The organism is Mesorhizobium sp. M7A.F.Ca.AU.002.02.1.1 (genome assembly GCF_003998535.1).
Taxonomy (GTDB): Bacteria; Pseudomonadota; Alphaproteobacteria; order Rhizobiales; family Rhizobiaceae; genus Mesorhizobium; species Mesorhizobium ciceri.
Window position 1 is genome coordinate 1 of sequence record NZ_RZPB01000020.1, and the last position, 22,134, is coordinate 22,134.

Annotated in this window: 26 protein-coding genes; all 26 read left to right on the forward strand. The window is 59.3% G+C overall.

The window, feature by feature from the left end; translation table 11 throughout:
* Nucleotides 1-650, forward strand: a 650-nt coding sequence (locus tag EN879_RS02800; protein WP_127273939.1) for a phage major capsid protein, incomplete at its 5' end; no start/stop codon positions are given.
* 33 nt (nucleotides 651-683) lie between these two features.
* Complete coding sequence (locus EN879_RS02805) at nucleotides 684-1,049, forward strand: hypothetical protein (protein WP_063168348.1); 366 nt, start codon at nucleotides 684-686, stop codon at nucleotides 1,047-1,049.
* Between the two features lie 39 nt (nucleotides 1,050-1,088).
* Complete coding sequence (locus EN879_RS02810; RefSeq protein WP_063168347.1) at nucleotides 1,089-1,598, forward strand: hypothetical protein; 510 nt, start codon at nucleotides 1,089-1,091, stop codon at nucleotides 1,596-1,598.
* Nucleotides 1,599-1,647: 49 nt separating this feature from the next.
* Nucleotides 1,648-1,857, forward strand: coding sequence for a hypothetical protein (locus EN879_RS02815; protein WP_063168346.1), 210 nt, complete (start codon nucleotides 1,648-1,650; stop codon nucleotides 1,855-1,857).
* On the forward strand, nucleotides 1,850-2,224 hold the full coding sequence (locus EN879_RS02820; protein WP_127224462.1) for a hypothetical protein: 375 nt from the start codon (nucleotides 1,850-1,852) through the stop codon (nucleotides 2,222-2,224). The genes EN879_RS02815 and EN879_RS02820 overlap by 8 nt, the downstream gene beginning before the upstream one ends.
* Before the next feature lies 1 nt (nucleotide 2,225).
* On the forward strand, nucleotides 2,226-3,029 hold the full coding sequence (locus EN879_RS02825) for a hypothetical protein (protein ID WP_063168344.1): 804 nt from the start codon (nucleotides 2,226-2,228) through the stop codon (nucleotides 3,027-3,029).
* A gap of 46 nt (nucleotides 3,030-3,075) precedes the next feature.
* The gene (locus EN879_RS38820) at nucleotides 3,076-3,225 is read left to right on the forward strand and encodes a hypothetical protein (RefSeq protein ID WP_158515787.1); all 150 of its coding nucleotides are present in this window, start codon (nucleotides 3,076-3,078) and stop codon (nucleotides 3,223-3,225) included.
* A gap of 6 nt (nucleotides 3,226-3,231) precedes the next feature.
* On the forward strand, nucleotides 3,232-3,870 hold the full coding sequence (locus EN879_RS02830; protein ID WP_063168343.1) for a hypothetical protein: 639 nt from the start codon (nucleotides 3,232-3,234) through the stop codon (nucleotides 3,868-3,870).
* Between the two features lie 3 nt (nucleotides 3,871-3,873).
* Entirely contained in the window at nucleotides 3,874-4,491 is a 618-nt protein-coding gene (locus EN879_RS39325; RefSeq protein ID WP_063168342.1) for a head-tail adaptor protein, read from the forward strand.
* A 71-nt stretch (nucleotides 4,492-4,562) separates the two neighbouring features.
* A complete protein-coding gene (locus EN879_RS02840; protein WP_063168341.1) occupies nucleotides 4,563-5,261 on the forward strand; it encodes a hypothetical protein in 699 nt (232 codons plus the stop codon).
* Between the two features lie 19 nt (nucleotides 5,262-5,280).
* A complete protein-coding gene (locus EN879_RS02845; protein ID WP_063168340.1) occupies nucleotides 5,281-7,380 on the forward strand; it encodes a hypothetical protein in 2,100 nt (699 codons plus the stop codon).
* A gap of 211 nt (nucleotides 7,381-7,591) precedes the next feature.
* Nucleotides 7,592-7,870, forward strand: coding sequence for a hypothetical protein (locus tag EN879_RS02850; protein ID WP_063168338.1), 279 nt, complete (start codon nucleotides 7,592-7,594; stop codon nucleotides 7,868-7,870).
* The gene (locus EN879_RS02855) at nucleotides 7,867-8,265 is read left to right on the forward strand and encodes a DUF3168 domain-containing protein (protein ID WP_063168337.1); all 399 of its coding nucleotides are present in this window, start codon (nucleotides 7,867-7,869) and stop codon (nucleotides 8,263-8,265) included. The genes EN879_RS02850 and EN879_RS02855 overlap by 4 nt, the downstream gene beginning before the upstream one ends.
* A gap of 9 nt (nucleotides 8,266-8,274) precedes the next feature.
* A complete protein-coding gene (locus EN879_RS02860) occupies nucleotides 8,275-8,778 on the forward strand; it encodes an HK97-gp10 family putative phage morphogenesis protein (protein ID WP_063168336.1) in 504 nt (167 codons plus the stop codon).
* A gap of 300 nt (nucleotides 8,779-9,078) precedes the next feature.
* Nucleotides 9,079-9,525 carry a phage tail tube protein gene (locus EN879_RS02865; RefSeq protein WP_063168334.1) on the forward strand — a complete coding sequence of 149 codons (447 nt, stop codon included), beginning with the start codon at nucleotides 9,079-9,081 and terminating at the stop codon, nucleotides 9,523-9,525.
* A 16-nt stretch (nucleotides 9,526-9,541) separates the two neighbouring features.
* Complete coding sequence (locus EN879_RS02870; protein ID WP_063168333.1) at nucleotides 9,542-9,919, forward strand: hypothetical protein; 378 nt, start codon at nucleotides 9,542-9,544, stop codon at nucleotides 9,917-9,919.
* 50 nt (nucleotides 9,920-9,969) lie between these two features.
* Complete coding sequence (locus EN879_RS02875; RefSeq protein ID WP_063168332.1) at nucleotides 9,970-10,209, forward strand: hypothetical protein; 240 nt, start codon at nucleotides 9,970-9,972, stop codon at nucleotides 10,207-10,209.
* A 7-nt stretch (nucleotides 10,210-10,216) separates the two neighbouring features.
* Nucleotides 10,217-14,881 carry a tape measure protein gene (locus EN879_RS02880; RefSeq protein ID WP_063168331.1) on the forward strand — a complete coding sequence of 1,555 codons (4,665 nt, stop codon included), beginning with the start codon at nucleotides 10,217-10,219 and terminating at the stop codon, nucleotides 14,879-14,881.
* Complete coding sequence (locus tag EN879_RS02885) at nucleotides 14,881-15,480, forward strand: DUF2460 domain-containing protein (protein WP_063168330.1); 600 nt, start codon at nucleotides 14,881-14,883, stop codon at nucleotides 15,478-15,480. The genes EN879_RS02880 and EN879_RS02885 overlap by 1 nt, the downstream gene beginning before the upstream one ends.
* The gene (locus tag EN879_RS02890) at nucleotides 15,480-16,331 is read left to right on the forward strand and encodes a DUF2163 domain-containing protein (protein WP_082826479.1); all 852 of its coding nucleotides are present in this window, start codon (nucleotides 15,480-15,482) and stop codon (nucleotides 16,329-16,331) included. Before EN879_RS02885 ends, EN879_RS02890 begins: the two co-directional genes overlap by 1 nt.
* The gene (locus EN879_RS02895) at nucleotides 16,331-19,627 is read left to right on the forward strand and encodes a phage tail protein (RefSeq protein WP_063168328.1); all 3,297 of its coding nucleotides are present in this window, start codon (nucleotides 16,331-16,333) and stop codon (nucleotides 19,625-19,627) included. The genes EN879_RS02890 and EN879_RS02895 overlap by 1 nt, the downstream gene beginning before the upstream one ends.
* Nucleotides 19,628-19,635: 8 nt before the next feature.
* The gene (locus tag EN879_RS02900; RefSeq protein ID WP_063168327.1) at nucleotides 19,636-20,412 is read left to right on the forward strand and encodes a hypothetical protein; all 777 of its coding nucleotides are present in this window, start codon (nucleotides 19,636-19,638) and stop codon (nucleotides 20,410-20,412) included.
* Nucleotides 20,413-21,063, forward strand: a complete 651-nt coding sequence (locus EN879_RS02905) for a hypothetical protein (RefSeq protein WP_063168326.1) — start codon at nucleotides 20,413-20,415, stop codon at nucleotides 21,061-21,063. It abuts the gene before it with no gap.
* Nucleotides 21,064-21,089: 26 nt separating this feature from the next.
* On the forward strand, nucleotides 21,090-21,329 hold the full coding sequence (locus tag EN879_RS02910; RefSeq protein ID WP_063168325.1) for a hypothetical protein: 240 nt from the start codon (nucleotides 21,090-21,092) through the stop codon (nucleotides 21,327-21,329).
* Nucleotides 21,319-21,921, forward strand: a complete 603-nt coding sequence (locus tag EN879_RS02915) for a lysozyme (RefSeq protein WP_063168324.1) — start codon at nucleotides 21,319-21,321, stop codon at nucleotides 21,919-21,921. The genes EN879_RS02910 and EN879_RS02915 overlap by 11 nt, the downstream gene beginning before the upstream one ends.
* The coding region (locus tag EN879_RS02920; RefSeq protein WP_164774302.1) for a hypothetical protein at nucleotides 21,921-22,134 on the forward strand (214 nt) is incomplete at its 3' end. The genes EN879_RS02915 and EN879_RS02920, both read left to right, overlap by 1 nt.

A 22,134-nucleotide genomic window follows, 5' to 3' on the forward strand; every position in this document is an offset into this window, starting at 1 on the left:
CCAACCAGCTCATCCGCTATTCGCTGCCGGATGTGCGCTCCTGGGTCGAGATGGACATGGCCAACGTCATGGGCGTCGAGATCGACCGCGCCGGTTACATCGGCGAGGGCACGGCCTACACCCCGCAGGGCATCACCACCGTTGCAGGCGTCACCACCGTCACCCTGACGGCCACCGGCACCGCGCCGACGGTCGCGCAGATCGAGGCGGACGCTTCCTCGGCGGAGCTCGGCATGATGAATGCCAACCTGCCGATGCTGGGCGCCAAGTGGGTCATGTCCCCGCGCACGTTCATCCACCTGCAGAACATGCGCGACGGCAACGGCAACCGCTACTACCCGGAACTCCAGCTTGCGAGCCCGATCTGGCGCAACAAGCCGGTCCTGGTCACCACCCAGAATCCGGTCAATGGCGGCGCCGGCACCGACGAGACGCAGATCTGGCTGATCGCCTTCGGTCACGTCCTCTTCGGCGAGGGCATGGGCATCTCGTTCTCGGTCTCGACCGAAGCGACCGTGGTCACCAACGGCGTTGCCGTGTCGGCCTTCCAGAACGACCTGACCTACATCAAGGCGTCGGCGGAGGCGGATTTCGACATGCGCTACCTCGAAGCCGTGTCGGTCATCCCGGGCGTTCGCTGGGGCGCGTAAGCGCCTCTTTGACTCACTGATCAGGAGATCTTCGTGAAAGTAGTCAAAAAGACCGGCCTCGTGCCGGTCCATTCCACCAAGACCGGCCGCATCTTTGGTGTGACGCCGGATACGGCTCGCAAGATGCTCAGGGAGAAGGCTGCCGAGTTGGTCAACGTGCCGGAAGGCATCGAGACCTTCGAGGTAGCCGACTCCGTTGAGCCGAAGCAGCCGGCCGAAATCAAAGAGGTGACCGCAGCGCCCATCCCGGACGATTGGGAGAGCATGCACCACCTCCAGAAGGTCAAGTTGGCCAAAACCCTCCCCGGTGGCGAAGACGTGAAGACGCTTGCCGCCGCCGTCGAGGTCATTGGCGCTGAAATTCAGCGGCGCGCCGCTGCTGTAACTCCGTCGGAATAATTCGGCGGAGACGAAAACGCACGAGAAGGAGATTCCAACATGCGTGCAAATATGCTCGACGGCGGCGCTTACAGCCGCACTGCCTTTGCTGCAATCAACAAGACAGCCGTGGCAGCCGGCTCCGGTGACGCCACCGAAGTCGACTGCGCCTGGATCGATCGCGAACTTGAAGGCATTGGCATGGCACAGTCCGCCAAGCTGGTGATCGCCTTCACCGCGACGCTCGAAACCGGCGAGACCCTGACCTTCGCCGGCAACTTCCAGGACGCCACCGCGCTCGCCGGCACTGGCGTGGCTGACTTCGCCACGGCTTTCGCGGCCGCTGTCGTCGCCACCGGTGACTCCGGCGGTTCGGTCGAAACCGGCACCTACGAAGTCGACATCGACCTCGCCGGCGCCCGCCAGTTCGTCCGGACGCAGATCACGCCGAACCTTTCTCGCGGCGCGACCGACACATGCGAATGGTCGGCGGTCCTGGTCCTGTACGGCGATCACAACCAGCCTTCGACGCAAGCCACCTACAAGCTGGGCACGGCAGACGCGATCTAATGCGCAAGGCGGGCCTTCGGGCCCGCCGACTACCTCGGGGGAGGGCGGCATGGCCAACTATCTCAGCAATGTCGGTTCTGCCTTTTCTCGCCTGCTGAACACGCTCATTGGCGGAAGTTCAGACCAGACGCTTTCGGCCAGGATTGGCCTCGCCATTCTAGGCGGCGGACCGGCGTCGAAAATCAAATTCCCCAACGCTCTTCGCGAGCATTTTGTCGATGCGGCCATGTGGTCGCTCAGAGGTAAAAATCATGACTGATTTCGTGAGAACCTTCCGCCCCAATGGGGACGACGGAGAGCGGGTGCCTCTGGATCAGGTCGGGTTACTCGCAACGCCGCAGATCGAAGTGGTCAGCGCAACTGCCTATGCGCTCACGAAAGATCACCACGGCAAGATTCTCGATTTCACGGCCGCTTCGGCGGTCACTCTGACTGTCCCGGCTGGTCTGCCATCGGATTTCATCTGTGGCATCAGCCAAGGCGGCGCCGGCCAGGTAACGCTCACGGCATCGGGCGTAACGATCGGTGAGCCGGACGATCAGCTTTCAACTGCGGCGCAGTTTGTTTTGCTGACGCTCATGGCTTTCTCGGCGGACATATTCCGCCTCTATGGACGGACCGCCTGACATGCTGGCCGGTAGCGGACTGTCGCTGGCGCAGGTCGCGGCGAATATAGGCGCGGGCGGGGGTGGTGGAGCGACTGTGGGCGCTGTCCATTTCGACGGCAGCACCCAAAATCTGATTGCCGAATCATTGGCCGGTGTGGTGGACAGTTATGTTGGTTCGTTCAGCGTCTGGTTGAACCCTGATGATTGGCATCAGAATCGCGCGATCTTCATCCCCGACACTACCAACTTTAACACCGAGTGGTTTGGTGGATCGGGCAGCGGGCCACCTGATTTTCTGCCATCGGGCGTTGGCAATGAGATGGCGTCGTTCGTCGGTGGACTCTTCAGATTGAATGCCGATGGTGTGCCGGGATCGATTGTTAACGGCGCGTGGCAATGGGTTGCCGGCATGTTTGATGCGAATCATCTGGAGGGCGAGAAGATCATCAAGCTCTTCATCAATGGCATCGACAAGACTGGCTCTGTTCAGGACTTCGGCGATCAGTTCATGCCCGGTTTTGGTGGATTGAGTTTCGCGTTACCAGACATCCTGGAGAACGCGACCTTCTATTCGGGCGGAATGGCCGAGTTCTGGTGGGCACCTGGGCAGTTCGTTGACTTCAGTGATTCCGAGGTTCGCGCGAAGTTCATGAGCGCGGGGAAGCCTGTTGACTTAGGCGCGGACGGCTCGACTCCGACCGGGACAGCCCCGGCTGTTTTCCTGAGCGGAGATGCAGCGACATTCGGCACGAACAAGGGCACCGGTGGAGTACTCACGCCAACCGGCACGCTAACCAACGCCTCCACAAGCCCGAGCGACTGACGGTGACCATGAAATCCCTCCTGACCATCGCGAAGGCGAGGTTTTCATGATCCGTTACACGGCACCGCTCGAGAAACCTGTGTCCAAGAAGGGGCTTAAGCCGAAGCCGGTGACGCGCCCAAAGGGCAAGGAAGTCGATCGTGTCGTTCGCGACATGCAGCCGGCCGGCCGTGGCCCTGGCTACAAGACCAGGTGAACATCCATGCTCGACATTGAGATCGTCACGCCTCCGACGGATGAGGCAACCGACATCGTGTCCGTCGCGGAACTCAAGCGGCATCTCCGCATCTCGTCGACCATCGCGGCGCACGACACTTTGCTCGGAGAAATCCTCGAAGACGTTGTTGATAAGTTGCACGGCATTGGCGGTGAACTGAACAGGACGCTGCTCACCACGACCTACAAGCGCTACATGACGAAATTCCCAGGGAATGACGAGTGCGGCAAGCCGCTTCCGATCTTGCTCCCATATCCTCCGTTGATCAGCCTTGGCGCGATCATGATTGAGGACGGAAGCAGTCCGGACAACGTCGTCGACTCCGCGGACTATGTCGTCAAGAGCGGCATGCTTGTTCCTGAGGTCCATCCGGTCAGCGCCTGGCCGTCTGTCACTGCTGCGCCGCGCGCGGTGTCGGTCACCTATACGGCCGGCTACGCTGAGCACAACGGCAAGGTCAAGAGGATGGTCAAGTTCTTGGCCGGCCACTACTTCGAAAACACAGAAGCGACCATCCTTGAGCAGAACAAGACGCTGATCAGCCGAAACGTACTGTTCGCCATGGATGACCTGCGCGCTGCGCTAAAAATTAGCAACTCGTATGACAGCTTTAATGAGGACTAACGCATGCGCGGCTCAGTCCTTCGTAACCAGATCGAGATCCAGCGCAAGGTTCAGGTCGGCGTCGACAGTCTGAACGCGCCAAACATGGTCTGGCAGACCTGGCGATCGCCTCTTTGTGAAGTGGAAGTCCGCCGCGGCCGAGAACACTTCGACCCGGCGACCAAGCAGCGATACTCAGAAGAGGTTTGGCGCTTTCGGACAAGGTATGAGGAAGTCGTCGGCCTCGATACGACGATGAGGATCGTCCACAACGGGATGAATTTCGACATCAAGGCGCCGCTGCCGGATGGGCAGTTCCAGCGGGACTGCATCATCGAGTGCACGGTGCAGGATTCGGTCATTGGGCCGGCACCGCTGTCGATCGCGATCACTGAGGCCATCCCCGACGGGCAGGCAAACGTCGTATTCGCAGGCTTCAGTATCTCGTGTGCCGGCGGAAGTGGCACGAAGGTCTACTCTGTCTCTGCCGGATCACTGTCTACAGGTCTCAGCCTCTCGTCCTCGACAGGTCTGATTTCCGGAACACCAACAACGGCCGGCGACTATCCAGTCACCTTCAAGGTCACTGACTCGAGCGGAAACGCGAGTCTCCCGTCGATTACACTGACCATTGTCGCGTAGGTAACCATGCCCGTTGACATCCAGACATTCACCTCCGGGATCAAACCGGCCGACCAAGCAAGGATCTGGTGATGTCGATCCTCGGCATGCGGCAATGGTCGATGGATGGGTCTTATCAATTTGTGCTGGAACCGGTTGCCTTTGTCGCCGCATCAAGCACGGTCTATGTAACCGCGACAAGCCAGAACCAGACGATCCCGGCCAGTGTTGCGACAGGCGATCTCCTGATCGCAGCGGTGATGCATAGGGCGGCATTGACGCCTGCTGCCGGATGGACACTGGTTTCGACTGTCTCTTGCACCGAAAACGGCACCACGACACAGAGCACCAGCGTCTACAAGCGCGTCGCGCAAAGCGGGGACGCTGGTGCGTCGACAACGTGGACGCAGGCGACATCGCAGCGCATGTCTGTCCACATCATGGCGTTTCGTCGATCTGGGGGATGCGACGTTGTCGATAATGACACCGCGTTCCAGAGCAATCTTGTAGCGAATACAAATGTCGGGAACATGGCGGTATCGGTCGCCACCGCTGATCTTCAGATGGGCGTTGCGGTTGCGTCAGCAGTTTCCGCCAACAATGTTGCCGGCGACTCTATGGCTGCATCTGTCGGGACATTGACGACGCCCGCGACCGCGACCGGCAACCGTCTTGGCGTGGCTTACCGAAGCCGCAACTCCGGCGAAACGACTGCGGGCACATTTACGACCAATCTAGCCCCGACCACTACGGCGAACGGCTGGGCGGCCGTCAGCCTGGTCATCGGCTGAGGTTAAGGGCAAACGTTCAATGCGAACTGTCAAAAAAGGCGCCACCAGTCAGTCGATCTATTTCGACATCCTGGATTCGACGTCGACCACCGGCGGGCGCAAGACCGGGCTTGTCTTCAACACGGCGAGCCTCGTCGCCTACTACGTGCGCAACCAGAACACGGCGGTTTCGATCACGCTGGCTACGCTGGCCGCCGCCAACACCGCATGGTCGTCTGGCGGGTTCAAGGAAGTCGACGCTGCCAACATGCCAGGCATCTACCGGCTCGACGTGCCGGATGCGGCTTTCGCCACCGGGGCCGACAGTGTCGCCATTGTGCTCAAGGGCGCCACCGGCATGGTGCAGGCGAGTTGTGATGTGCAACTGGTCGCGATCGACCCGCAGGACAGCGTTCGCGCCGGCCTGACCGCACTACCGAATGCCGCGGCAGAAGCCGCTGGCGGTCTCTACACGCGCGGCACCGGCGCTGGGCAGATCAACCAGGATGGGAATGGTCGCGTCGATACCAATGTCGTCAACTGGAAAGGCGCAACCGCTCCCGCGATGACCGGGGACGCTTATGCGCGTATTGGTGCCCCGGCAGGCGCATCTGTCAGCGCGGACGTTGCTGCCGTCAAAGCCGTTCTGCCCGCCGCCCTTGTCTCGGGCCGCATAGACGCCAGCGTCGGCGCCATGGCTGCCGCCGTGCTGACCGCCACTGCGATAGCCGCCGATGCGATCACCGATGCCAAGGTGGCCAGCGATGTCACCATTGCCAGCGTTACCGGAGCAGTCGGTTCCGTCACTGGCGCTGTGGGCTCTGTCACCGGAAATGTGGGCGGCTCTGTCGCCAGTGTCGCATCTGGCGGCATCACGGCGGGCAGCTTCGCGGCTGATGCCATTACGGCGGCCAAGATTGCGGCCGATGTCACCACCGAACTCCAGGCTGGCCTTGCCACGGCGGCATCCATCGCTGCGCTGAACAACCTTTCGGCCGCACAGGTCAATGCGGAGGTCGATTCGGCATTGGCCGACTACGACGCCCCAACCAAGGCAGAACTGGACGCCGCTGTATCGCCGCTCGCAACCGCCGCAAACCTCGCGGTCGTTGCCGGCTACATCGACACCGAGATCGGCACCATCATCACCAACTTGGCGACGGTCGACACTGTTGTCGATGCCATCAAGGTGAGCACCGACAAGCTCGACGACACGGTCGAGGACGACGGCGGCACCTTCCGCTTCACCGCCAACGCACTGGAACAGGCACCAACAGGCGGCAGCGCGCCAACAGCCGGCGAGATCGCCGACGAGGTGCAGACCCGCACCATCGCTGCGGTGACGCTGGTCAACGGCCTTGCGGCGAACAGCGTGACGGCGGCGGCCCTCGCAGCGGATGCGGTGACGGAAATCCAATCTGGATTAGCAACAGCCTCAGCGCTCTCCACGGTCTCTGGCAAGGTCGATGCGATCGATGACTTCCTTGATACCGAGGTTGCGGCAATCCTGGCCGACACCAACGAACTGCAGACCGATTGGGCGAACGGCGGCCGGCTCGACCTCATTCTCGATGCTCGCGCTTCGCAGGCAAGCGTCGATGACCTTCCTACAAATGCCGAGTTGGCGACGGCACTTGGAACCGCTGATGATGCGGTCTTGACACAGGTCGCCCTAGTCAAGGCAAAGACCGACAATCTGCCGAGCGATCCTGCCGACCAATCATTGATCATTGCCGCAGCGACCGCAATTCAAAGCGACATCGCGGCGCTCAACAACGTGTCGGCTGCGCAAGTCAACGCAGAGGTTGACACCGCGCTCGCGGACTATGATGGCCCGACCCATGCCGAGATGACGGCGGAACTTGCATCTGCGGATGACGCAGTCTTGGCGGCGATCGCCGCACTCACCATTCCGACAGCCTCTGCCAATGCCGCTGCGCTCCTGGCGTCTTCGTTCGAGAATGCTGAAACAGTGCAGGACTTCCTGCGGCTGTCTCGCGCTGCCCTCTATGGCGTCGGCGTCAATCTCGACACCTCGTCGCCGAAGTACAAGAGCGCCGACGGCAGCAAGAACCGCATCGTTGTCACGAGCGCCGATTCAGACGGCAATCGGCCTACGGTGACTCTGGACGCCACGTAAGATGTTCGGTCGCCGCTTCTGGGGACTCCGCTTCTTCGGCGATCGATACTGGGGACGCGGCACGACAGTCATTGTAAGCCCGACCGATCCGGCAAGGATCGCGTACGTCGCGGCCGAGACTCGTGTTGCTGCGATTCCTGCCGAAGTTCGAACCGCTACAGTCGCCGCCGAAACCCGCGTCGCATTCGTTCCCGAGTAAGAGGACACTGCCATGGCGCTCACTTGGGATCCGAAAGATCCGGACGAGGTTCTGGACTATGTCCTTGACTGGACTGACCGGCTCGCGGGAGACACGATCACGTCGTCGACATGGACCATTCCGGTGGGCTCAGGCCTCACGCTTGGGACAAGGTCGCTCACGGACACAACAACCACGGTCTGGCTGTCGGCCGGCGTTGCGGATGTCGCCTATCAACTACTGAACCGCATCGTCACTGCTGGCGGCCGGACTCATGACCAAACTGTGAAATTGAAAGTGCGGCAGAAGTGAGCGCGCTCTCGATCGCCATCACCAAACTTAAGGCGACATCGGCGGTTACTACGAAGACGACCGCGGTGCGCATCTATCCCATTGACCTGCCACAAGGCGCGACAATGCCCTGCCTAGTGGTCAACATCGCCAGCGGCTACGACGAGCACATGCTAACGGGGGCAGGAAAGTATTTCCGGAACCGGGTCACCATCGAATGCATGGCCGCGACGCCGGAAGAGGTCATGTCACTGGGCGATGCGGTGATGACCGCCTTGCAGGACAATGTGAATGCCACGATTGGCGCATTCACTGGGGTCGCCACCCAATTCGCCGATCTCGATCGGACCGATTACTCGGATGATCGCGCGACCTACCGGCGCACATTGGACTTCTTCATCCGCTGGCGATCGTAAGAGGCTGTCATGGCCAAGGGTTTCAAACTGACTGGGGACACTCAACTCCGGAGCAGCATCCAGCAGCTTGGTCGCGTCTATGATGGCCGCGCGATGGACGTCGACCTTGAGGCGGCTTTGGAGCCGATGCGCAAGGAGACGGAGAAGAACGCCGTCTCGGTCCGCAACTATGCCGGCAAGCATTCGGCATTCTTCCCCCAGCCGACCGGCGCCCCCAAAGGGGGACATCTCGACCAGGGCGTCGTGTCCGTCAAGATCAAGGGGACCGCCAAGGTCAGGGTTTGGTGGGTCACATTTGCTAAGCGCGCGCGGTATATCGCGCATCTGGTTGAATTTGGCACAGCGCCGCACTTCCAGCCCCGCTTCAAAGGCGGCTTCAGTCACCCAGGCGCCCGCCCGCACCCATTCTTCCGCCCGGCATTCGACTCCCAAAAAGGCAATGTGCTGAAGGTTCTCGGCGAGCGCGCTTGGCTCCGAATTTCCACGGCGGCGTTCCGCACGCGGAAGAAGTAACTCACACAAAAGAGGCTGAAAATGCCGCGTGGCGTTTACATCCGACGGGCGGCCAAGAAGCCGGATCCGATCGAAGAAGACGCGCCATTGGCGGTCGAACAGATTGCCGAACAAGAGGCCGCCCCCAAGGCGGCCTCAGTCGTTTCGGCCACCCCATCCTGCTCCATGATCGAAAGAAAGTGGAGCGGATATCCGGTCTGGCAATGCCGGAAGTGCCGGATCAACACACTGGTTCCCGAGGACGCCGCGGCGGCTCGGAAAGCCTGCCGCAGGTAACCGCTGACCATAGGAGAAATTGTCATGGTAGCATCGACTGGTAAAGTCGGCCTTGGAACCGTTTTCAAGGTCGGCGACGGCGAGTCGCCGGAGGTTTTCACCCCCGTCGTCAACGTCACTGCAATCAATCTTTCCGGCCGTTCGGTCGAGGAAGTCGACTTCACCCACCTGGCCTCGACTGGCGGCTTCCGCGAGTTCCGGCCAGGCTTCAAGGATCCGGGTGAGATCAAGATCACCTGCCACTACAATCCCGCCGACGCCACACTGAACGGCACCGCCGGACTCGAGTCCAAGCTGAACGCGGGAACCACGTTCAACTGGGAAATCGACATGACCAACGCCGGCTTCGCCTACAAGCTGACTGGCTTCGGCTACGTCTCCGGCGGCGACTTCACCTTCACAGGCGAAGATCCGATCAACTTCGAAGTGACGATCCGCGTCTCGGGTCAGATCGACGAATCCGTCGCATAATTGGAGAACTGACTTTATGACGACCACACCGCGCATGCGCGCTGATCTACCCTTCCCTCAAGCGGGGGAAGGGGTCTACTTTCGGTTCACAAATACCGATTGTGACCATCTTCAAGGCAAGTTCGGCGATAACTGGTTCGCCGATGTTGTCCCGCGGCTGAACCGTTTCGACACCACCTACATCAGGGAATGTGTCGCCATCGGCGGGAAGAAAGACGGCAAGTCAATTCGCATCAAGTATGACGAACTGGACTGCCCGATGATCGAGCTCGTTCAAACCATTCTCGATGCGCTGTTCATCTCCATGCACGGTCGGAAGTTCGAAGACCACCTCGACTATCTCGAATCGGTCAAGAACCTAGAAGTCACGGATGACGACTCGGGAAACGCATAGAGCCCGGTGAGTTTCTCGGGGAACTGCAGAAGCACGCCTACCGGGCGGGTATGTTCCCCCACCAATTCTTCGACCTCACTCCATTTGAGGTGACGACTTGGATTGGCCCGGCGCACCAGGGCCAGATGGAAGTCGCGTGGCAACGCGAGGCGGTCAGCCGCATGAGAAAGATTCCGCAGAAGCCATCGGAACTCTGGAAAGAGCCGCAGAAGCTTCAGACGGCGGATCAGATGCATCGGAAGATGCGAGCCTACGTGGAACAGTTGAAGAAAAACAAGAAGAAAAAGTGAGCAGGCAATGGCAACACCAATCGGTTCGCTCTACGCCTCGCTCACCATGGATGTGGGGCAGTATGCCTCCGGCTGGGCGCTCGCGGACAAGATCACTGCCCGCGGCGCCAGCAACATCCGCAAGGAGGCGGGGCTTGCCCAGGCTTCCGTTGCGCGTTTTGCCAAGACTTCCGCATCTTCGGGCATCAAGCCCTATGGCCTGATCGCCGTCTCGCGCGCCTTCGAGCGCGTCAACGATCGCGTCGGCCTGCTTCGCGGCACCATGCTGGCCACGACCGCCGTCTTTGGTGGCTTGACCGCTGCGCTGTCGTCGAACCTGGTCCTGCGCTACGCGGACACCTACAACAATCTCACCAACCAGATTCGCGTTGTCTCTGACGACGCGGCTGATCTCGCCGGACAATTGGCGGCGGTTCAGGCGGCGGCCGACAACAGTCGCTCGTCGCTGCAGTCGACTGCTGTTCTTTATTCCCGTCTTGCCAAGGCAGCCCCGACCAAGTCGAACTCGGATGTTTTGGACTATGTCCAGACCATTCAGAAGGCGCTTGCGCTCGGCGGCGCCACGGCGCAGGAAGCGGCATCGGCCGCCATCCAGTTCTCGCAGGCTATTGCATCGAACCGGCTTGGCGGTGAAGAGCTCCGCGCTGTTCTCGAAACCCCACTCGGCTTGGCTTTGGCAAAGGGCCTCGACGTCACGATTGGCAAACTCCGCCAGATGAGCATCGCCGGCGAGTTGACGGCCGACAGGGTTCTCGGCGCATTGGAGAAGATCAAGGGCGGAATCGACCAGCAGTTCAGCAAGTCGATCCTCACGATCGATCAGTCGCTTATCAAGGCCGACAATCAACTGACCGCCTACATCGGTACGCTGGACAAGACCTATGGTCTGACCCGCATCGTCTCTGGCGGCATTCTCGGCTTTGCCAACAACATCGACAAGGTCGCCGGCAGCGCGGTGGCGCTCGGCCTGGCGCTGGGCTCGGCGTTCGCAGGCCGGCTCGCTGGCAGGGGTATCGGCAAGGCTGTCGACTCCACCTTTGGCGAGGTAAGCCGACGCGCTGCGGATGCACGCGACCAGGTGCAGAAGCTGACCAAAGCGCAACACGATCTTGCGCAGGAGCTCGACCGCGGCACGCGGGCGCTCGGCAGCCTGAAGGGCCGCGACAACATCGAATTTGCTTCGAAATCCGACGTCAAGATCCTGCAGCGCGAAGAGGCGAAGCTCAACAAAATTCGTGAGGATCGCCTTGCAACCACGACGCGGCTGCGCGATGCCGTGTCTGCCGCCAACGCCGTTGAGGTAAAATCGTCGAAGTCGACGATCGCTTCCGCCAACAAGATTGTCGAGACCCAGAGCAAGATCGAGGACAGCCTCGCCCGTCAGACCACTCTGACAAATGAATTGCAGAAGGCTGAGACGCGCCTGACTGCGGCCAAGGGGCAACAGACGCTCAACGTCGCGAACATCGGCGCGGTGAAAGAGGCGGAAAAAGACATCACGAAGATCCGTCAGGCGCAGATCGCCGAGACGACGAAGGCTGCGCAGCTTGAGGATGCCGTCGGCACACAGCGCATCGCGCTTGCTGCAAAAATCGGCGACGCGGAAGCAAAGGCGGCCGAGCAGAAAGCCAAATTCCAGGCGATCGCGCAGACAGCTTCAAAGCAGACCGCAAAACTCCTCACTGAGGAGTTTGACCAGACGCAGCGCCTCGGACGCGCGCGCGCGGCGATCGGCGAAGTCGGCGGCATCGGCAAAGCTGCCGAGGTCCGTGGCGCCGAAGCCGCGCTGGGCGGTCTGAGGCAGGGCCTTGAGGACACCTCACAGTCGCTCGCTTCGGCCGTCAGAGGCACCAGCGTACTCCGGCAGTCGTTCGGCCTCCTGAAGACCGGCGCCGCCAGCCTGGTGGGCTTCCTTGGCGGCCCATGGGGTGTTGCCTTCACCGGTGCCATTGCGCTCACGACATTGCTCGGCATTCGCTCGGCCGAGGCTGCACAGCAGGCCGAGAATACGAAGAAGGCGCTGAAGGATGTTTTGGGCGACATTGCGAATGCCGGAGGCGGTCAAGGCCAGATTGCCCAGGATAGCCTCCATACCGACGAACTGAAGGGTCAACTCGACGAGAAGAAAAACCAGATCGACCTGTTCACTGCGGGTTTGAAGACACAAGCTGGAACGATCGAGAACGTCCTCATCCGCATTTTCGACCCGACACTCAATCCTGCATTGGCCGGCAACAGCAAATTTGCCGATCTCTTCGGAAGCGCGACCGCCGGCATCAACAACCTCATTAAGCGCGTCGGCGTCGGTGAGGTCCAACTCTCGGGTATCAACAGGGAGTTGCGGGCTCTTCCGGAAGCCAAGTTCATCGACGACGATCAGATTTCCAAACTGACCGTTGCCGTCAGCGAGGCTGCCAAACTCCAGTTGGCCCTCAACAGGGTAAACAATCAGGCATCACAACTGAAGACGACTCTTTCCTCCGGCGTTGGAAGCATCAACGTCGAGGCCGAGATCAATCGCGCTGGCCAGCAATCTGCTGATGCACTCGAATTGTACGAAGCTTCGCTGAAGGCGTCTAGGAAGACTGCGCAGGGCCTTCTTTTCGATCTTCAGAACATCAACGATGAGACGTCGCTCGAGTCCGATATCCGCAAGGGTACGGCCGCGATCATGAAGGACAACAAGGATCTGCTCGAGGGCGAGGCGCGGGAGATCGCCATCGTCAATACGGTCCTCGATCTGATCAATAGCAAATCGGAAGCTTGGTGGCGGTCGAGCGAGGCGACCAAAGGCGAGGTCGCGCAGATTCTCGCGATGGCCAAGCAAATAGCCCCGGAGATGAAGTTCGACAAGCCGGACGCGACCACTTCCCAGTTGGCCGCCATCGACGACATGATCAACGGTCAGGTCCAGGCTAATAAGAAAATACTCGAGCGCCGCGGTCTCATTGGCCAAGAGCAAAGCCTGCTGGAGACCGAAGATGGCATTCTCGAAAGCATCGCCGGCAAAAACATCAAGATTACCGATGCTATCCGTCAACGCGTTCGGGTCGGCGCCCAAGCTATAATCGCGTCCAAGAAGGAACTCGACATCCTAGAGGGCGTGAGCACCGCATTGCAGAACGCCGCCAGTGGGGACCTCATCCAGGCAAAAAGCACGGCGCGCGCGAAAGAACTCGACGAGTTGATCCAGCGCCAGACCGATCTTGAGGCTTTGACCGAACGCTTGAAACTGGCGCAAACCGATCTTGGCACGGCATTCGCCAACGGCGGCCGGAGTATGTTTGGTCAAGCTATCGAGATCGATGGTGTGTCACAATCATATGGCGCGATCGATGCCGAGCTCCAGAATCTGGTGAAGAGGTTTATTGAGGGCAGCGTCAATTCTGATGCATTCACATCCGGTCTCGCAAAGATCCGGAAACAATTGAGCAGCCTTGGTGCCAATTCCACTGCTCTCGACGGGTTCATCAAAGGCATCCAGGATGCGGTATCGTGGATCGCCCGTCTGACGGGCGCCCTTGATACCCTCAAGGCGAATCCGGTTATTAGCAAGGCCGGGCTGACTGGCACGCGCACTGTTGATCCAGCGACTGGCATCGGCGTTTCCCGCTTCAGGAATACTGCGGCCGCCGCCGATGAAGAGGATGCAACGCGATATGCGCAACATTATCTCGTGGCTGGCGCACAGATACGTGCAGACGCTACCAAAACGTCAGAGGCTCTCAATCTCGTCGGCGCGGCCGCTACGGACTCTGCCGCTCACGGAATCGACGCAATCAATACGCTGTCTGGAAGCGCACTGTCATCGATAAACCAAGTCTTTGGCATTGCCGCGGCTATCGACTCGTTGCACGACAAGACGGTGACGGTGACGATCAAGACGCTGCACGCGGACGGCGGAGTGGCCGCCCCACTCGCGCAATCCAGCCAGTTGAAAGACGCCATCAAAGCGGTTGGTGACGTGTTCGAGTCATCTCCGCTGTTCAACGAAAACTATCAGGTTCCACAAAGTGAGATCAATGCTCGCAAGGCTGCAATAGCCGCGTCGGGCGCCACGGATTTCGCCGGAAGGATAGCAGCGGGCGGGCGCCAGTCAACCAACATCGAAGATGACCGTGTCACGTATGGAGCAGTCCGTAGTTTGACAAGCGGCGATGATAGCAAAAAAATTGTCAAGGCTATTGAAAGCGGCGTCTCGGTGACGCGAGTCAGTCAAGATCTGACTACGGCGGCCGCCAACGCCGTCGGCGACTGTGTCAGAAATCTGGATCAAACGGCATCTGGCGGGTTCAGAGATCTGTCAAACCAGCAGCATATTACGATCAGCAAACTATCAGAAGTCACGGCCGCGATGAATCTCAACTCATATGCCTTGGCTGCCCTAGTCCACAACAACGACAGCGGCGCGACGGGCACGGGTAACACCATGTTCGGCGACGCGTTCGACTCGCAGTATGGCAGCTACATTTCGAGTTGGGGTATTGGCAAAATCAAAAGGCCAACGCTTCAAACCGGGCCCCAGGACTACGGCAAGCAGCCTCAGAGCATGGGTAACATCACAGTCGGTGACATCAACGTCAACGGCGTAACCGACGGCGCTGAGGCCGGCCGCCAGGCCGCCTACGAGTTTATCAGGACGGTCGACGGTGCACTGAGCGGGAGAGTCTGATGACCTATCCCACATTCCCCAAAACGGCCGGATTGGGTTTCGTCTCGTCAACCCCGGATTTCAATTCCGAGATGATCCAGATGAACGGCGGTGGCGTGCGCTCGATCGTGAGGCGGACACGCCCGCTCCGCAGGATGACCATGGCGTACAACAACAAGCTCATCGCCGAACTTCGGGCGATGTGCGAGCAGATCGAGGAGATCCGCGGCTGCGGCTATCCAGTGCTCATCCGGGACTGGCGCCATTATTCGGTGGTCGATCAGATCTTCGGCGTCGGCGATGGGACGTCTGCCGGTAAGCAACTGAAGATCGCATTCGGCGGCAGTCGGCCTTACGATTATCCGGTCAAGTTCCTCGACGAGGATGAGGCATCCATAGTCGTCAAGTCGAACGGAGCGGTCAAGGCGATCTCAACAAAGGTCGATGGCCTCATCGTCCCGACGACGCCTTGGACGAACGGGGAAACCCTCACATGGACTGGCAGTTATTACGTGGCCTGCCGGCTTGAGACGTCATCGCAGGACATCACCATAGACGGTCCGCGCGGCGCCTATGCGACGATCTCCGGCATGGCCGCCATAGAGGACATCAACGCCTGATGCCGCGCGATATCCCAACACCACTCCTGACCATGCTCGGGGGGCAAACAATCACGCCTGTATGGCTGGTGGAGGCGACGAACCGCCTCGGTGATGTCGTGCGTCTCTCGTCCTCCGGAGAAGATGTCACCACACTGAGTAGCCCGGACGAAAACTTCCTCGGCGATCCTGGCTTCAACATGACCAGCGTCACCTACACGGTGGATGGATTCCCGGCGACCGTCGACATCACGCTGCCTGTGGATGAGATCGGACCGATCTTTTCTGAACACGTCAAGCGCGGCGTTTGGCGTAAGGCGACGGTGGTCCTTTACCTGGCGGACATCGATTCTCCCGACAACCGCGAGATCATGGCGACCGGCTACATCGGCAACTCCTCGTTCTCGGACAGCATTGCTGCGACGTTGGAAATCGCCACCAAGGGTGAGCAACTTGGCGACATCATCCTCGACAAGATCCAGCCCAAGTGCAACCACGTCTTCGGTTCACCAGAGTGCGGGTTTGATCTGTCAACCCGAGAGGTCTCCGGGACCATCGTGTCCGTAACCAGCAACGGGAAATTCATCGTCGCGATCTCGAATCCCTCCTCGATCAATTTCAATTTCGGCGGCGCAATAAAGATGACCTCCGGGAACAATGCGGGGGACAGTCGCATGGTCAGAAAATGGTCAAGCGGAACCAGCCTTGTCGAACTGATCGATGGGTTCTCGCTTGATATCGAGGTCGGAGACACGCTGTTGATGCACGGCGGCTGCGCGAGAACGCGCGCCGTCTGCGCTGTGAATGGCCGCAAGAACAATTTCTCTGGCTATGATTATACGCCGGGTGAGCTTTATGGCGGGCTTGGCTGATGGCGATTCTTGGCCAGAAGGTCTATAAAGGGACCTGGTATTTTCCGCCTGAGCCCCCCCGCGTCGACAACGTCTCGACTAGGCGCACTGGCGTCGGCACACCTGGTGCTCTTGGGCGTCCGAAGGCAGCTGTCATCGGAACTGGAAGGGTCGAGGGCATCCCTGTTTATGGTCAGACGAAAGTCGTAACCACGACTTATAGGGGGGAGCGCATAGGGTCTGAATTTGAACTTACCTATCCGGAGCCAACCTCAGTCGCGACAATCGATGTCGGCTATCTACTTTGCAGGGACTACTTCGGCCGCGGCTACGACATCATTCGAATCGAGGCAAACGATGAGGTCGTGTTTGACGCAGAGAATGGCGCGATCCCGAAGATTGCTTTTCGTTTCTATAACGGGCTTCAGACCACGGTCGACCCGCTCGTCAGGACAATTGTAGGAGCTAATGCTGGCGCGCACACGGGTGATGTCCTGCTCTTCCTTCCGGACTTTCCGAGTCTGACAGCGCCAACGATCAATGTCGTCATCTCCAACGCAGCGACGGTGACTGGCGGCAACACTGAGATCGCGTGGACCGGCCAGACGCCAGAAGTCTTTCTGAATCTGGCCGCAGGTCAACAGGCCGCCTACGATCGTCAGGATCGTCTGATCTACCAGATCCTCACGGATACCGAAGTGCCCGGCCTCACGCCGGTCTACCTCGCGGTTTTGGATCTAGACACCAAGCAGGAGAGATACCGCGTACCGCTACAAGGATCAGAGGACTACGTCGGCATCACATCGGTTCACACCTGCCTGGCCATTGAAGGTGCCGGCTATGTCTTCGTCCATCACGATCATGCGCTACTGGCAAACAAGGACTGCGTGTACAACGCGGCGACGGGAGAACTCGTCGCCTCCTTTTTCGAAATTGACTTTGACGCCTCACATTATCAGGTGATGCCATTCGATGACAAATTTGTCGTTGTCGGCCGAGAAGATTTTTCTGGCACACCCGTCATGTCCGTCATCGACATAGTCACCAAGACACTCGATGTAAGCGAAACTGGGCTTCCTCTGGTACTCAATGCGCATTGTCGAGGCAGACAACAGCCCGGGACCGTCTCGTTTTTTGCTGGCAGTCATAAACAGATTTATGAGCTAACCTTCGACGGGGCAGACTGGGCCTCCACGCTTGTCTTTACCATAGCGGACCAAGACAATGTGGAAGTGCTTTGGTATGACTCGCTCACCGAATATCTGGTCGTGCAGGATGGTGATCGTATACTGTTGGTCAGTCCGACATCTGGCGCGGCCGTTGAATCGGTCGACACGGATGAGTTCTACCAAAACTCGGACTCCTTTCTGAGCGCGCTGGACCGGCTCTGGAGTCGTCCCGGGTCTGTGCTCATGTTCCGGCAGAGTCCGATCGGCATTGATGTTCTTAACATCAATGAGAAAACGATCACTCCCCTCATCGATAATGCTTCGGGCCTCTCATATGCCGATTTCCGGACTGGGATTTTCGATCAGTCGTCTCTTGCCTTCTATTTTTCCATTGGAGACGATGTCTGGACGGAATACAAAATCCCCGGGACTTTGCCTGGTCAGATCACCCTCGAAAGCCACATCACCGATCTTCTGACCTATCTCGGACCGTACACGATCGACCAGATCGAGTTCTCAGGGTTTGATGGTCTCGCTGATTGGGGTGACGTCATCAAAAATGATGGCACGAACATTCGCACCCTCCTTCGCTCCTACCAGGATCCGCTCGGCTTCGTATGGACCGACATCGGGAGCAGCATCCACTTCCGCAAGACTCCGACCGACGGATCGTTCGTAGCCAACGACACGCTGGTCGGTTCCGATCTGGTGTTCAAGGCGGATGGGTCGATCACATCGGTTGACAGAAGCGATATCACCCGCATCGCCAAGGTCTCGCTGGAATACATTTCAAAAGACGACAACTATCAATCCCGCACGGTCACCGCAGACAGCTTCAGCGCGCTGTACGAGGTCACGCGATCTACCCGGGAGGCGCAGTACCAGACGTCACTTACCTTGTCGGATCTGGATGGGGAGCGGCTCGTCAACGAGTTGCTGTGGAGCCTTCAGGCTAAGGACAGGACGCACTCGTTTTCGACCTATGCCGAGTTTGTGAAGTTCATTCCCGGAGACGTCATCCTCGTGCCATCGGGGAATGTCTCCTATACGGTCGAATTGACCAAAGTGAACATCAAGGAAAACCTCGTCATTGAGTTTGACGCGAGGGACTTCCAGACGTCGCTGTCAGCCGACGTCGCCGCAGTTACAAATACGGGCTACTCCGGCATTGTGTCGGTCAGCCTGCAGTCACAATACATCCATCTGGATATTCCGCTGTATAGCTACCAAGACGACGCCGCAGGCGCTTCGCTGGTTCAATACGGCGTCGTTGCGTCTCGCGGTCAGGTCACATGGGGTGGCGGCACGCTCTATGAAGGCAAGACAGCCGGAAATCTGTCGGTAGCCTACGATCAGGCGACACATAGGGGTTTTGTCGGGGTCTGCACCCAAGCGTTCCCCGATATGCCAAACGCGCACGCGGGTGACTTCACCAACAGTCTGATCGTTCGCAAGATATCCGGCGACGCGCCCGCGGCCGCAACTGAAGAGCAAGTTCTTCTCGGCTCCAATCTTGCATTTGTGGGCAAGGACGGACGGTGGGAGGGTGTCGGCTTTACGACTGTCATCCTCAACGATGATGGCTCCTACACCATATCGGGATTTGCCGTCAGGGGCTGGCGCGGAACCGAGGTCTATGCTGGCCTTCATCAAGTGGGTGATTATTTCGTCGTGGCAAGTCCTGCATGGGTCCAAAAAATCGCGCACCCGCTCACTGATCTCAACGTGACAGACTTCTTTAAGGCGGTTGGTTTCGACGGGTCGCCGGCCGCGGTGGTGGCGGAACAGCACACGATCACGGGAGCCGCAGAGAAGCCCTATGCGGTTATCAACGTCGATGATGAGATCGATGGCGGCGACACGGTCGTCGCCTTCGATTATCGCAGCCGGCTGTCAGCATGGGAGATGTTCAGCGCCGTTCCGGATTGCGGCGAAGCGACGCTCTCTTTCGAGGTCGACGTCATGGATGCTGACTCTCCCAATACGGCCATCCATACCTATCCGATCACCACCAACGAGTGGCGATACACAGCCGCGCAGAAAGTCACCGACTGGGGTTCGCCTCCGGCGCAAGCAAATATCCGCATCTACATGATGTCAGCTGCCGCCGGCAGAGGGCACGTCACCGAGGCGACGATCTCGCTCTGAGGTAATCAATGACAATCGAGCAGAAAATCCCCCAGGCGGTTCCGGTCGCCCAGGGGCAGGTCACCGATGGCGTAACCGCCATCAACAACCGTGACAACCGCGTTGAGTCTGCGGCCTTCGGCTTTGTCGATGTCTCGATCGACGGAACGACTGAGACGCTGACATCTGACCTTTTTTGGGAGGGTACTTTTCTGAAGCTGATTGCCGGGTCTCCCGGCCCAACCGGCGCAGTGACGCTGAATGTTCCAGCCGAGGAGCGTGGGCCATTCACGGTTTACAACAACTGCGGTCAGGACGTTACGGTCCAGATTTCAGGTCAGGCGGCCACACCGCAGACTGTCGTGAATGGCGATATCGGAAGCTTCATCTCCGACGGGATCAATGTTCGCGCCGCCGCCGGCGCCAGTGGATCTCCTCCATCTGCTCCGGCCATACCATTCTATCATCAGGTGGCTGTGAGCGATGAGACTACCGACCTCACCGCCGGAACTGCAAAACTGACTTTCCGCTGGCCGGTCGGCTTTACCCTGTCATCGGTTCGCGGCTCTCTCAACACCGGCTCCGATTCCGGAGGGCAGGTTGAAGTGGATGTGAAGCAGAGCGGGGTCACGATCTTTTCCACGCGACCGACTTTCGATGCGACAGAAAAGACGACTGTAACCGCGGCAACACCTTCCGTTCTTTCAACAACTGCAATGGTGGATGACGCCGAAGTGACGGTTGATATCGTCGGGGCCGGCGTCGGTGCCAAGGGATTGAAATTGACGTTCCGCGGGGTTCTGTAGGTGGGCGTTCTTCTCAATCCTTTTGTATTGGCGACGGGCGATGGGCCGCCGCCCACGCCAGACGTCAACGTCTGGACCCTGGATTTCATCAACGAGGTCTACACCAAGAACGGCTCTCCGGTCGTGCTGGCCGATATCATCGACAAGCCGGCGAGAGTAGGGGCGAGCGGTCTCGAAATCCTCGACAATGATGTTGCAGGCGGCGTCTTTGCCGCCGGCGATTTTCTCACTGACCTGATCACAATGAGTTGGACGAATGTGATCGAATGGGAAGAACTGGCCGGAGTCGATTACACCGAGTTGCTCTACATCTGGGAGAGCGGCAATCACCACCACTTTGGCATCGATAATACTGGTGCAGGCACGATTGACACGTATGACACGGGCTCAACCATCCGTGAAATCTTCGACACCGGCGCTTATCTGGCCGGTGTCCACAAAGTCGCTGTGACCCGTACAGATAGTCTTCTGTCGGTATCAACCGATGGAAATGCTGTAGTCACCGACGCTTCCGTTCAAAGTCTTGACCTGCAGGAAATTGCGACTTTCGGTGGACCCAATGATGGATCTTCCTACAAGGGATTTTTCATTCGGTCGATCGCGCTGATGCCGCCGGTCGCCGACGCAGCGCTGCCGGGTCTTTCGGCCTAAAGCGCAACTTCCAGAAGGAACTGCCCATGCGCCTCATCGACGATTGGCGCGCGGTGCGCAACCGCGCCTACAGCTTCCACTTTGCATGGATGGGCGCGCTGCTCGAGATACTCGGCGTCCTTGCTGACATGTGGTCCTACTTCGACGGCCTGCTACCGCTCTCGCCCAAGGCTTTTCAGTTGATGGGCATTCTGTTCGCAGTCGCCTCGGCCATCGGTCGTCTCATCCACCAACCCAAAATCTCAGGAGGCAGCAATGCCGATTAACAAGATTCGTTCGAGCGGCCGCGCCAAGTCGGCGATCGCCGCTGCACTGGCCGCTGCTCTGGCGGCTGGCGGATACTACTCGACGAACAAGACTCCGCCGGCCGTTGTTCTCGCTGTCGACTCTCTGATCATCCCTTGGGAGGGGCTGGTGCTGAAGTCGCACTGGGATCGCTTCGCCAAGAAATACGACATCTGCCACGGCGACACCCTGGTCAATGGCAAGCCTGTTACGCCAGGCATGAGCTTCACCAAGGAGCAGTGCCACGACATGTTGATGAAGCGCGTCGTCAATGACTACTACAAGCCCTTGACCCGCTGCATCGCTGGCTACACCAAACTGCCGGTGAGCCTACAGGCATCTCTGCTTTCTGGCGCCTACAACTTCGGCGTCGGCTCGAAGGAAAAGCACAAGGGTCTGTGCGGCTCCCGCGCGGCCAGCTTCGCCGAAGCCGGCGACTATAACACGGCGTGCTTGGCCATGACCGCCTTCAACAAGGCTGGCGGCGATATCGTCCAAGGGCTGGTGCGCCGCCGCGAGATGGGCGATGCCCAGCGCATCGGCGAGGCTGAACTTTGTGTGAGTGGCCTCTGATGTGGCTCGTCGTTGAAGAATTCGTCCGCAAGTGGATTCTGCCCGTCCTTGTGTTCAGCATTACGCTGCCGCTGTGGGTCTTCCTTGTGGCAGGCATCTGGCTCTACTTCGATCGGGGCTCGGCCATCCGAACGGCCGTCAACAAGGCCGTCACTGAACTCGTCGCCGGCGCTGAACTGGATGCACTCAACGCGACGCTCGTCGAAGAGCGCC